Here is a 12,241-nt window from a genome sequence, read left to right on the forward strand (position 1 = left end):
CCAACTGGCGCGCTCATTTTTGTTGGCTATTCTAAAGACACTACTCAAAAGGCACTACGCAGACGCCAAATGGGTACGGCGTCCGGTGCCTTCTTAGTCATAACGATAAATTATGGAAACTAGCGAGGAGAATAATATGGCTTTTGAATTGCTCATAATCAGCTGTTATAATGATCTTCAAATTCGCTACAGCGAAGCATAACTATGAGTACGCCGACGACACCTTTTACTCCCTCTGCAGACCTCGCGAGGCCGACTGTCGCAGATGCCGTGGTAGGCCATGCAGAGATGCCGCTTTTCATTCGCAAACCCAACGCTGAAGATGGCTGGGGTGTCTACGAGCTAATTAAAGCCTGCCCGCCGCTGGACGTAAATTCCGCCTATGCCTACTTATTGCTGGCCACACAGTTTCGAGATACCTGCGCGGTGGCCACTAACGAAGAAGGTGAGGTGGTCGGTTTCGTGTCTGGCTATGTCAAAGACAATGCCCCCGATACCTACTTTTTATGGCAGGTGGCTGTGGGAGAAAAAGCCCGAGGAACGGGGCTTGCACGTCGCTTAGTCGAGGCGATTATGTCGCGTCCCGAGCTAGACGAAGTGCATCATCTGGAAACTACCATCACGCCTGATAATCAAGCTTCTTGGGGTTTGTTTCGTCGCCTAGCGGCTCGATGGCATGCGCCGCTTAATAGCCGCGAATACTTTTCTACCGAACAGCTCGGTGGCGAGCATGACCCGGAAAACCTGGTGCGTATTGGTCCTTTCCAAACAGACCGTCTCTAAACGGTGTTTATAACCACCCGTTTCCCATCTGTCCTCAAGGTGAAATGATCAACTAAGGAGGTTGCTAATGCAGACCCAAACGCTCGAACGCATGGAATCCAATGTACGTACTTATTCTCGTTCATTTCCGGTGGTGTTTACCAAAGCGAAAAACGCACGCCTGACCGATGAGAATGGCCGTGAGTACATTGATTTCCTCGCGGGTGCAGGCACTTTGAACTATGGGCATAATAATCCGCACATGAAACAGGCCATGATCGACTACCTAGAGACAGATGGTGTCGTTCACGGCCTTGATATGTGGACCAACGCGAAGCGGGATTACTTAGATACACTCGAACAAATCATCTTCAAGCCACGCGGCCTTGATTATAAAGTGCATCTGCCTGGCCCAACCGGTACCAATGCGGTAGAGGCCGCTATCCGTTTGGCCCGTGTTGCCAAAGGTCGTCACAACATTGTGACTTTCACCAATGGTTTCCACGGTGTCACGATGGGGGCACTAGCGACGACCGGTAATCGCAAATTCCGCGAGGCGACGGGGGGTATACCGACTCAGGGTGCAAGCTTCCTGCCCTATGATGGTTATATGGGGGAACACACTGATACCCTGGATTATTTTGAAAAACTCCTGGGTGATAAATCAGGCGGCCTCGACGTTCCCGCGGGCGTTATTATAGAAACGGTGCAAGGCGAGGGCGGAATCAACGTGGCTGGCCTGGATTGGCTAAAGCGCTTGGAAAGCATCTGCCGTGCTCATGATATCTTGTTAATTGTTGATGATATTCAAGCAGGCTGCGGCCGTACGGGTAAATTTTTCAGCTTCGAGCACGCAGGCATTACGCCCGACATTATCACCAATTCTAAATCGCTGTCTGGTTTTGGACTGCCGTTTGCTCATGTTTTGATGCGTCCGGAACTCGATAAGTGGAAGCCGGGTCAATATAACGGTACGTTTCGTGGCTTCAGCCTAGCCATGGTCACGGCCACCGCTGCGCTGAAAAAATACTGGAGCAACGACACCTTTGAACGTGACGTTCAGCGTAAAGGGCGTATCGTTGAAGAGCGTTTTCAGCAATTAGCTACACTGTTAACTGAGAACGGAATGCCTGCGACTGAGCGCGGCCGAGGCTTAATGCGTGGCATTGACGTTGTCTCGGGTGATATTGCCGACAAAATCACCAGCAAAGCATTCGAGCATGGCTTAGTGATTGAAACCAGCGGCCAGGATGGCGAGGTGGTTAAGTGTCTTTGCCCGCTGACGATCAGTGATGAAGATCTGCTTGAAGGCCTCGACATTCTTGAGATGTGTGTCAAAGCAGTTGTAAACGAGTGATTTAGCGTTACGCTAAAGCGTAAGACCATTAACAATGTATGTGTCTTCAGTTAGGACTATAGTGGCTGGTGTTCGCCAGCCTTTGAAAAATGGAGTATTCCTATGATCGTTCGTAATATCGAAGAAGCACGCCAGACTGAACGCTTGGTGACGGCTGAAAGTGGCAACTGGGATAGTACACGCCTAGTACTCGCAAGCGACGGCGGTAAATTCTCCTTTCATATCACCCGTATCTTTGAAGGCACCGAAACGCATATTCACTATAAGCATCATTATGAGTCTGTTTATTGCATCGAAGGCGAGGGTGAGGTGGAAACACTTGCCGATGGCAAAATATGGCCGATTAAGCCAGGCGATATCTATATTCTAGACCAGCACGATGAGCACTTGCTGCGTGCCCACAAAACCATGCATCTAGCGTGTGTCTTTACGCCACCCATTACCGGCAATGAAGTCCACCAGGAAGATGGTTCCTACGCTGCATCGCAAGACTAACCGAGCTTAGATTAAATGCTAAATATTTAAGCTAAGATTAAGCTTGATATAGGCTTGTCTAAGTCAAACGCAGCCTTGCTGAAAAGCGGGCTGCTTTTTAGTCGGTGATTGACGACTATCTCCCAACACTGAATACTAATTATTATCAAAGACAAGGGTGATTTCGCCAAGCGTGATGCCGAACTTGCGCATAGCGGTGCGATTGATCAAGCGGCCGTCTGGCTGAAGGTACATCCAGTCATCCATGGTAAATGAGATCAGACGGCCATCAATGTCGATCTCTAACGGGTAACGCATGTGAAAAGCATGGCCGTATTGGCGTGCGTCCACTTGACCTTCGACATCGCTGGCGGTGCCAATCCAGCGGTGCTCGTCGACACGCTCAAAAGTCCAAACCCGCCGATCGGTTTCACCATCTGAAAATACGAATGACTCATCAAGGGTTAGCGTATCGTCTTCGTAGCGCCCTTGGATATCTACCGTGAACCGGCGCTGTACCTCGCCAGTGTAATCCTGCACCATGCCCCAGGCTCGAGTGGTGCCGGCAAAGTACTCGACGATATCCAGACGAGGTTCATCATTAGCGTAGTCCTCTATGTCGACGCTGGTGCAGCCAGCTAACAAGAAAAGTAGGCTGAAAAGGCCAAACCGTAAGGATTTCATCATGGCGCATTACCTATATTGGAATTAATGTTTGTACAGCTGCAGTTTAACTGGTCCAGCATGAAGTAGCTAAGCTAGAGTTCGCTAAGTCCACGTAAATGCCACTGATCAAGTCGGTTCGCATAATATATATTATGTTAAATACAATAAAATGAAGACCGGAATACATTGATGACGTTGGACACTCGTCTTGCTTCTCCTTATCATCCTCTCACTTATTGCCCAAGGATATCTCTCGTTATGCGCCCAGGTATTTTGTGGCTAATAGCTGGCTTGTCGATTTCGATCGCCGGCTGCGCGGTAACCCAGCCAGAATCCAATAATCCCCCGCCGTTAAGTGAAGCGTCATTCAATTCGCGTATCCTTGAATTAGAAAGCCAGTTAGGTCAGCAATGTGCCACTCATTCTGAATGGGAGGCTCGCCAACTCGACCAACAACAGTTATTAACCGCTGATGTGCGTGAAGTCGGCAGCCTATTGCGCAACCTACGCCAGGATGTGCAGCAATTAGAAGCGCAAGGTGAAGAACCGGTTATTATCCGCGAAGAGTGTCAAGTGGATAAAACGCTGACGAACAAAACGCTATTAGGCCGCAGCGAATGGGTTGGCCTGCCGAGCATTGGCACCTACCTTCAAGCACGTATCGATTCCGGCGCTAACACCTCGTCGCTAACGGCGTCTGAGATAACCCCTTTCGAGCGAGACGGCGAAAATTGGGTGCGTTTCAAGCTAGCACTTAATAAAGACGATGTGGCGGTTGATTCGGTCCGCGGTAAATGGGTGGAAGCGCCTATCGTGCGTCGCGTACGTATTTTACAGGCATCCGGGGAAGAATCGCGCCCGGTCATATCCTTACTGATGACATTAGGCCCTATACGCGAAAATGTCGAATTCACGCTTAATGATCGCTCCCACCTAGAATACCCAGTGTTGCTCGGTAGACGTTTTTTACTAGATATCGCGTTGATTGATGTGGCAGATACCTATTTACACGATCGCCCCGAATTTCCCGGCGGAGAGCCAGCTGACCAAGCGGATGAAGACGAAGCAGCTGATCAAGACGATAGCGAAGAGTAGCGGCCCTCCCCTCGGGTGATAAGGCCACCGTATAAGATAAGCACCATTCAGGTCATATAATTGCCCTGACGCAGAAAGGAATCTCCATGTCACGGTTAATGTTTTATATTATTGTCGGCCTGCTATTGTTGGTGGGTATTGCCACCAGTGTACATCGCCATGTGCAATTTGAAATCCCATGGTTACCCGGTGAGCAGCGTCAAGTTTGGGAGATTGAGGCTGGTATCAACTTTGTGGCGCAAGGGGGGCCTGTCCAAGTCGACATGGCGTTGCCATCTCACCAAGCGGGCTATCGTGTGTTAACCGAGAACACGGCTTCCTCAGGCTATGGGCTCGCCTATCAATCTGATGAATTAGGCCGCACGGCACAATGGACGATTCGCGAGGCAACGGGCAGTCAGCAGCTGTATTACTCGGTGCAAATGCTAGTATTACAAGATGCCCGCAAGCCGGTGCAAAGCCCGCCCGAGATGCCCGTCATCACGCCTTGGGAAAGTCCTTATGATACGGCGGCAAGCCAACTAATCGAACAAGCCTGGGCGACCAGTGCCAGTAATGCTACCTTCGCCCGCGAGTTGATTCGCGATGTTAACGGCGAGCGTCAGTCTGAAAATGCCCGTCTACTGCTATCGCAAGAAGAGCCTTCGGCGTTGGTGGTACGCCTTTTAAACCAGGCGGGCGTTTTAGCGCGTGGAGTGAGCGGCCTGCTACTGGAAGATGGGCGCCGTCGCCAAACGCTGAGTAGCTGGATCCAGGTGTTTGACGAATCCGGCGAAGAATGGTCGATTTTTAACCCATTAACGGGCGAGCAAGGCAAACCTGATAACCTACTGCTTTGGGAAACCGGCGGCCGAGCTGTGTTGGAAGTTCAGGGGGGCACCAATTCTCGGGTGACTTTCTCCATGATGACCCATAATCAGCCGGCTTCAGCTGCGGTGCGCAATCATTACTCAGAAGACACGCTGCTGAATTTCTCCATTCACAGCCTGCCCTTGGAAGAGCAAGCGCTGTTTCAGACTATCCTGCTGATTCCCATTGGCGCCTTGATGGTGGTGTTGTTACGCGTGCTGGTTGGCATCAAGACCTCGGGTACTTTTATGCCGGTGTTGATCGCCCTCGCCTTTATTCAAACCACCTTGCCAACCGGCTTGATTGGCTTTCTGCTTATCGTTGCCATGGGTCTGATTATCCGTAACTATCTCTCATACTTGAACCTGCTATTAGTGGCCAGAGTGTCGGCGGTAATTATTACGGTGATCGCCATTATCGCTTTGTTTACCGTCCTGGCCTACCGCATGGGGCTAAGCGCCGGGTTAACGATCACCTTCTTCCCGATGATTATCCTTGCCTGGACGATTGAACGGATGTCTATCCTATGGGAAGAGGAAGGTCCTAAACAGGTATTGATTCAAGGCGGCGGCAGCTTGATCACCGCTGTTCTCGCCTATTTGGCGATGAATAATCCCTGGGTACGCCATGTCACTTTTAACTTTCTGGGGGTTCAGCTGATTTTGATGGCGTTTATCCTGCTGCTGGGCAATTACACCGGTTATCGCCTGCTTGAGCTGCGCCGTTTTAAGCCAATCACTGATGATGAGAAACCCTCATGAATTGGTTTAAAAATTGGACCTGGCCAAGCCGACTGCGTGATAAAGGCATTATTGGCATGAACCGGCGCAATATTCGCTATATTGGACGCTATAACAAGCGTCGGCTTTACCCCCTGGTGGATGACAAGCTTAAAACCAAGTTGCTGGCTCAGCAGTACGGGATTACCTCACCTGAGCTGATTGGAACGGTGACCACTCAGTTTGGCGTTAAACACATTGGAGCAATGCTGGCAGGGCACAATGGCTTTGTTATCAAGCCCGCTAAGGGAAGCGGCGGTAAGGGTATTTTGGTCATTGAAAATGTAGCCGAAAATACCTTTATCAAACCCAGCGGTGTAAAGCTGTCGATCACCGACGTTGAGCGTCACGTTTCCAATATTCTGTCCGGGCTCTACTCACTGGGTGGCTCGCCCGATGTGGCGGTGATTGAAACGCTGATTAACTTTGACGAAAGCCTGATGGACTACACTTACGAAGGTGTTCCTGATATTCGGGTGATTATCTTCAAGGGCTACCCCGTGATGGCAATGATGCGTCTCTCTACTGCTGCCTCTGATGGCAAGGCTAATTTGCATCAGGGTGCAGTGGGCGTTGGTTTGAATATTGCCACCGGTGCCGCCCTGCGCGCGGTTCAATTTGACCGGCCCTGTTTCATCCATCCGGATACTGGGCACGACCTAGCAAGCTTGGTCGTGCCGCAGTGGGAGACGCTGCTCAACTTGGCGGCGGGCTGTTATGAAATGACTGGTTTAGGCTATCTGGGTACTGATATGGTGCTTGACCGCAAGCATGGCCCAATGCTGCTCGAGCTCAACGCACGCCCCGGTCTCGCCATTCAAATGACCAATGGTGAAGGTTTGCGCCGCCGCCTGGATCTTATTGAACGTCAGCCGGATGGTGTGCCAGCGAAGGAGCGCGTGGCGTTTGCCCAGCACCATTTTGCTCGTCAGAGTGAGCTGGTAGAAACCCCTGACGCCTCCTCCGTCAGCGCGTAGACTGATGCCAGTAGACACCAGGCCTAGCACGAGCATAAGCCGACCACGTTCAATGAGTTACCCATGAGCCAAACAAATACACTAGTTCAACAGGCGGAATCGCAATGCCAGCTCCGCGGCGTTAGATTTACCCCCATTCGTCGGCGCGTATTGGAAATGATTGCCGAAAATGGTGGCGGTCTGAAAGCTTATGATCTGCTGGATAAACTTTCCACTGAACACGCAGCGGCGCGACCCCCGACAATTTATCGGGCGCTTGAGTTTTTGATTGACCAAGGGCTGGTGCACCGGATTGAATCGCTTAACGCTTACGTCGCGTGCGCCTGCCCCGAACATGCCCACGGCTTCCAATTGCTCATCTGCCGTCACTGCGGCTACGTTGAAGAACTGCATTTAGACGAAATCAGTGATCAGTTAGCCGCAATGGCCAACTATCGCGGGTTTAACGTTGAGCGGCAAACCATCGAGCTACAAGGGCTCTGCGAAGACTGCCGAACAGCTAATTTGTCGAGTGACCCGCTTGTTGAGTAACTAGCGTGTCGAACAGCTAACGAGTATTTTTTATGTCCCGTTTTGATCAAGTCGCCCCCAATGACCTATTTAAGCAGCTGGAGCGTGCTACCCCTGGCGATAGCCTCCCTGCTGTGACTACCCTACTCGCGGCTGTACGCTTTAATGCTGATGGCCTGATTCCTGCCATTGCCCAGCAGCATGACTCAAAAGAAGTGCTCATGATGGCGTGGATGAATCGCCAAGCATTGGAAGAAACATTAACCACCCATCGCGTCTGTTACTACTCACGCTCGCGGGGAAAGCTGTGGCGCAAAGGCGAGTCATCGGGGCAGCAACAACAGCTAATCTCAGCGGCTCTTGATTGCGATGGCGACACGCTTCTTCTGCAAGTCGAGCAAACGGGCCCTGCTTGTCACACCGGTCGGCGCAGCTGTTTCTATATCGCCGTTGATGATAAACGTGCGTCGATTACCAGCCAGCCGTTGATCGACCCTGACGAGCTCTACGCTAAAAATCCCTCTACCTAGTCATGAATCCCTCGGTTATTGCTCGCTTGCGTTCAGCACTGTATTCAGGCCCGCGTTGGGTATTGATGAAGGTGATGATTGGCTGTGTACGTGTCTACCAGTACACGCTCAGCCCGCTGTTAGGCCCTCGCTGCCGCTTCTGGCCGAGCTGTTCGTCTTACACCATTGAGGCGATTCAGGTGCATGGGCCGATAAAAGGCGGCTGGATGGCCATCAGGCGAATCGTTAAGTGTCATCCGGGGAACCCCGGCGGCATGGACCCGGTACCCGGTGGCCGCAGCGAGCAGCTCTGCCGTGAAGACGAAGAGGAGTCTCGCCCCTCCTGCCGTGAGCGTCACTCAGACTAGGTTTAAGTGCCCTGGTCTTGGGTGGTTATTTTTGTTGGGCAACCTGATAAATTCTTTCCAGCATAGCGTGAAGGCCGTTGCTGCGCGTGGGTGAAAGGTGTTTATCCAAGCCTAAGTCCGCCAAAAAGTGTGGCTCGGTAGCGCGAATTTCAGCCGCACTGCGCTCGCTGTAAATACGCAGCAATAGCGCAATAAGCCCTGACACAATAGCGGCATCAGAGGTCGCTTTGAACACCAGTTTGTCGCCCTCCTCTTCGTGATGCATCCATACGTTGGACTGACAGCCCTGGATTTTAAATTCTTCGGTTTTCCACGTGTCGGGGAAGTCTGGGAGCTGCTTGCCCATATCAATAATGTATTGGTAGCGATCCATCCAGTTATCGAATATCTCGAAATCTTCGATCAGCTCTTGCTGAGCCTGCTCGGCGTCGGAAGTGCTCATAATATGTCCTTCTATAAAGGTAGCGGTCGTGTGCGATGACGATATTATAAATTGTGCCCATTATAACGGTTCAGTGGCGGCTTGAGGGAGTCGTCAGAGCATGAATTGTCGTGCAAACGGTTTAAACGATGCCGCTGCTGCTCGCTATGCCACTCGTTATCTTCGGTATGCAGATAGCGGGAGGTGGTGTCCAGGCGAGCATGGCGAGCACTCTCTGCTAGGTGGCGTAAACTAATGCCCGATTGAGCCTGGTGGGTTATCGAAGTATGCCGCAGCCAGTGCGGGGTTGCCTGACGTAATGTGACCACCTGCTCGGGAAGCCCACCAGCGTCTTCAAGCGCCTGGGCTGCCTGCTGAAACGTTGCTCGAATAAGCCGATACAGCTGGTTGTGGCCTAAGCCGCGTTGTCCATCCAAGGCGCGCAGTGTCGGTGCCCCACTCTCCAGCGGGCTTGGTTTTTCAGGTAGGCCCAGCATGAGCCGCCATTGAACCAAACAATCGAGCATATCGTCCGGCAGCGGAATTCGGGCCACCTTGCTTCCTTTGCCTACCACAGACCACCACCAGCGACCTTCGCTACGCTGGAAATCCCCCATACGCGCATCCGCCATCTCGCTAATGCGCGGTGCCAGTAGATACGCAAAGCCAAAGATAAAGCGCCGCCGGGCCTGCTCAAAATGGGCACGACTGCCCTCTTCGGCTGCTATCGACTGATTCAGCCATCCCCATAGCCACGCCCAGAGATCGCTTTCCAGGTAACGCTCAATACGTGACGTTTGGTTATTCAAGCGTCGCGATTTGTCGCGCATCAGGCGAAACGGGTTGTGGTTCACCCAACCCGCCTCAACCAGCCAGCTAAACAAACCCTGCAGAATCACCAGGCTCTGGCGACGGCTGGCGGGCGATAGCGCACCGCGAAAAGGTCGCCAGGCTGGGTGCGCGCGGGGTTTCGAGGGCCCTATCCACTGGTCGATAGGCTGCGGATCGGTAAGAAAATCCTCAAATTGGCGCAAGGTTTCGCGATTAATATCGGCCAGCGTGAGTCCCAGGCTGGCCAACCAGAGCAGTAGCCGCTCTGCCTCACGGCGATAGGCTTTCCAGGTTTGCGGGCTATCTGCGTACTCAGCTAGCCATGCCGAGACAGCCTGGGCATCGGTTTGGGCGTCAATTCGGCCATCTAACTGCCTGGCTAGCGCTTTTTCAAGCGTTAATGGCGCGACTCGGCTGTGTGTTAGCTCTGGCATTGATAGAACCCTTTCTTAGCGCTATCGGGACGATTCCTGTGTGTAAGTTTGCCGCTGTAGCCGTATAAATTCAAGATAATACGGGTAATCTTGAATTTATGCCTATCATGATAAATAATTTTACGTATTACATAATACGTAATAATTGCCTTTTGGCCTATAAATCCCGACAATAACGGTTTTATTCAGGCAAACACGACTCGCCATAGTGCGAGCCAGTAAAGGACGACAGCATGGCCCGTAACGGCATTCAGTACAGCGATGTTCAACAAGCCATTGATGCCCTGCTAGCCCGCGGCGATACCCCCAGCGTGCAGCGTATTCGCGACGTGTTGGGCACCGGGAGCTTTACGACGATTAGTGATCACTTCCGCCAATGGCGAAATGAGCGGGAGCAAAATCGCGACGTGCCACCGCCAAAAGGAGTGCCGGAAGTCGTGGTAACGATGGCAAGCGACCTATGGCGTGAAGCACAGGAGGTTGCCAACCAGGCGCTACTCCACTACCGCGAAGAAGCTAACCGTCAGGTTGAAACCGCCCAGCAGGTCGCAGAAGAGGCTAAGCAACAGGCAGCCAACGCCGAGCAGCGCGAAAGCGCCCTTGCCGAGCATCTACGTCATATTGAGCAACGCATGGGGACGTTGAATCGAGAATTAGCTGCCAGCCAAACAGGCGAAAGCCATTGGCGACAACTAGCCGAAGAGGCAAAACAGGAAGTTAGGCAGCAGCAAGAGGCGAAGCAGCGGTTAGCATTTGAGGCTGAAGAGCGCGATCAAGCCCAAGCGGCGGCGCTTAGCCAGCAGCAGGCCACTTGGGAGCAACGCCTTTCGCAAGAAGAACAGCGCCATGAGGCGGCCGAGGGAAGGCTGATGGCGCTGCTGGATACCGCGCAGCAAAACCGCGCTCAGGAAGAGAAAGCCTATCAAAAGCGTCTGCAGCAGGATAAACAGCGTATTGAGTCGTTAAGCCAAGAGCTTAAAACCAAGCAGCAGGCCCTGCATGAACTACAGCTCAAAGCAGGTGAGCGGGAACAACAACTTAGTGAGCGGGAGCAGCAAATCGCTACCCTGGAAGAAAATAGCCGGACACTTAGCCAACGGTTAACAGAGGCGCAGGCAGCGCTAGAGCAACAAGCACAACACCACGCAGAGCAAGCAAAACAGCGACAGCAAGCATGGCAAGAAAAACTCTGGAGCCGCATGGAAGCGCTACAGCAACAGTTAACCGAGCTGCCCGCCTCGCTAGCCAATCAAGAACCGCCAAAAAATGACTGACCAATAAAGGGTTAGCTAAAAAAATGGCCGCCTTAAATAAGGCGGCCATTTCAGATCTAGCTTAGCTAATCTATTACGGCTTTACTGCCGTGCTGTATAAGCAGCTTAGCGATAATAAGCGTTGGTCGTGTCGGTATGATCGGTCACATCACGAATACCCGCAAGCTCCGGAATGCGTTCCATCAAGGTTTTTTCAACACCATCTTTCAGGGTTAAATCAACCGCCGCACACCCCTGGCAACCACCGCCAAAGGCCAGAACGGCATATTGCTCTTCGGTCAGTTCGACCAGTTTAATTTCGCCCCCATGCGCTGCCAGCCCAGGGTTGATCTCGCTGTAAAGCACGTAATTAACGCGGTCTTCCAGCGGGCTATCGGCGTTGACCTTGGGCATCTTGGCGTTGGGCGCCTTGATCGTAAGCTGACCACCCATGCGGTCGGCATTGAAGTCCACCACCGCCTCTTCCATAAATGCCAGGCTGTTCTTATCGAGATAGACGTTAATCTTCTCGAGTTCTATTAGAACATCGGTAGGCTCTTCTTCACCCGGACGGCAATAGGCCAAGCAGGTTTCCGCGTAGGGAGTGCCGGGTTGGGTAATAAAAATACGCACCGCAATACCTTCCACGTTTTGCTTTTCAAGCAATTCCGCAAGATATGCCTGGGCACTATCGGTAATATCGATACCTTGAGTATCGACTTGTACGTCTGCTTCGCTAGTCATAGTCATGAGGGCTGTCTTCCTCCCGTGGTAGTGGCGGCGCCACTTCACATGTCGTTTGTGTCTATGGTAAGCAAAACCGCGCGCTGACACAATCCCGACTATTTTAGTAAACTATTTAACAGGCAACTATTTTGCTTGATTTAAGCCCAGTGGCTGGTTTGCCTGATTAATTAGCTTTTTGAATACTGCCCATAGTGGCCTCAAAGGGCGCC

At 52.1% G+C, this 12,241-nt stretch carries 14 protein-coding genes; 10 read left to right on the forward strand and 4 right to left on the reverse strand.

Features of this window, described 5'->3' with window-relative positions; translation table 11 throughout:
- Positions 1–204 precede the first annotated feature (204 nt).
- From ectA to RZA33_RS03370, 3 genes are all read left to right on the forward strand, one after another.
- Complete coding sequence (gene ectA / locus RZA33_RS03360) at positions 205–783, forward strand: diaminobutyrate acetyltransferase (RefSeq protein WP_317506431.1); 579 nt, start codon at positions 205–207, stop codon at positions 781–783.
- A gap of 67 nt (positions 784–850) precedes the next feature.
- Complete coding sequence (ectB, locus tag RZA33_RS03365) at positions 851–2,119, forward strand: diaminobutyrate--2-oxoglutarate transaminase (protein WP_317506432.1); 1,269 nt, start codon at positions 851–853, stop codon at positions 2,117–2,119.
- 102 nt (positions 2,120–2,221) lie between these two features.
- Positions 2,222–2,614, forward strand: coding sequence for an ectoine synthase (locus RZA33_RS03370; protein WP_317506433.1), 393 nt, complete (start codon positions 2,222–2,224; stop codon positions 2,612–2,614).
- 135 nt (positions 2,615–2,749) lie between these two features.
- Here RZA33_RS03370 and RZA33_RS03375 read toward each other — a convergent pair whose 3' ends face one another.
- Positions 2,750–3,280: a DUF3833 domain-containing protein gene (locus tag RZA33_RS03375; RefSeq protein ID WP_317506434.1), complete on the reverse strand. Its 531-nt coding sequence runs from the start codon at positions 3,278–3,280 to the stop codon at positions 2,750–2,752.
- A gap of 237 nt (positions 3,281–3,517) precedes the next feature.
- Between RZA33_RS03375 and RZA33_RS03380 the strand changes: the two genes are divergently transcribed.
- The 6 genes from RZA33_RS03380 (at position 3,518) to yidD (ending at position 8,346) form a co-directional block, all read left to right on the forward strand.
- Positions 3,518–4,354 (forward strand): ATP-dependent zinc protease, encoded by an 837-nt coding sequence (locus tag RZA33_RS03380; protein WP_317506435.1) that lies wholly within the window; start codon positions 3,518–3,520, stop codon positions 4,352–4,354.
- An 86-nt stretch (positions 4,355–4,440) separates the two neighbouring features.
- On the forward strand, positions 4,441–5,964 hold the full coding sequence (locus RZA33_RS03385) for an inactive transglutaminase family protein (protein ID WP_317506436.1): 1,524 nt from the start codon (positions 4,441–4,443) through the stop codon (positions 5,962–5,964).
- Positions 5,961–6,959, forward strand: coding sequence for an alpha-L-glutamate ligase-like protein (locus tag RZA33_RS03390; RefSeq protein WP_317506437.1), 999 nt, complete (start codon positions 5,961–5,963; stop codon positions 6,957–6,959). The genes RZA33_RS03385 and RZA33_RS03390 overlap by 4 nt, the downstream gene beginning before the upstream one ends.
- Before the next feature lie 63 nt (positions 6,960–7,022).
- Positions 7,023–7,490, forward strand: a complete 468-nt coding sequence (locus RZA33_RS03395) for a transcriptional repressor (protein ID WP_317506438.1) — start codon at positions 7,023–7,025, stop codon at positions 7,488–7,490.
- Positions 7,491–7,522: 32 nt separating this feature from the next.
- The gene (gene hisI, locus RZA33_RS03400) at positions 7,523–7,999 is read left to right on the forward strand and encodes a phosphoribosyl-AMP cyclohydrolase (protein WP_317506439.1); all 477 of its coding nucleotides are present in this window, start codon (positions 7,523–7,525) and stop codon (positions 7,997–7,999) included.
- Positions 8,000–8,064: 65 nt separating this feature from the next.
- Entirely contained in the window at positions 8,065–8,346 is a 282-nt protein-coding gene (gene yidD, locus RZA33_RS03405; protein ID WP_317506593.1) for a membrane protein insertion efficiency factor YidD, read from the forward strand.
- Positions 8,347–8,371: 25 nt separating this feature from the next.
- On the opposite strand, the gene RZA33_RS03410 is transcribed toward yidD, so the two are convergent.
- Positions 8,372–8,788 carry a SufE family protein gene (locus RZA33_RS03410; protein ID WP_317506440.1) on the reverse strand — a complete coding sequence of 139 codons (417 nt, stop codon included), beginning with the start codon at positions 8,786–8,788 and terminating at the stop codon, positions 8,372–8,374.
- 44 nt (positions 8,789–8,832) lie between these two features.
- Positions 8,833–10,032 carry a site-specific integrase gene (locus RZA33_RS03415; protein ID WP_317506441.1) on the reverse strand — a complete coding sequence of 400 codons (1,200 nt, stop codon included), beginning with the start codon at positions 10,030–10,032 and terminating at the stop codon, positions 8,833–8,835.
- Positions 10,033–10,265: 233 nt separating this feature from the next.
- Between RZA33_RS03415 and RZA33_RS03420 the strand changes: the two genes are divergently transcribed.
- Positions 10,266–11,306 (forward strand): DNA-binding protein, encoded by a 1,041-nt coding sequence (locus tag RZA33_RS03420; RefSeq protein WP_317506442.1) that lies wholly within the window; start codon positions 10,266–10,268, stop codon positions 11,304–11,306.
- A gap of 105 nt (positions 11,307–11,411) precedes the next feature.
- Here RZA33_RS03420 and nfuA read toward each other — a convergent pair whose 3' ends face one another.
- Entirely contained in the window at positions 11,412–12,035 is a 624-nt protein-coding gene (nfuA, locus tag RZA33_RS03425) for a Fe-S biogenesis protein NfuA (protein WP_317506443.1), read from the reverse strand.
- Between the last annotated feature and the right edge of the window lie 206 nt (positions 12,036–12,241).

Source organism: Halovibrio sp. HP20-59 (assembly GCF_033052795.2).
Classification (GTDB): domain Bacteria; phylum Pseudomonadota; class Gammaproteobacteria; order Pseudomonadales; family Halomonadaceae; genus Vreelandella.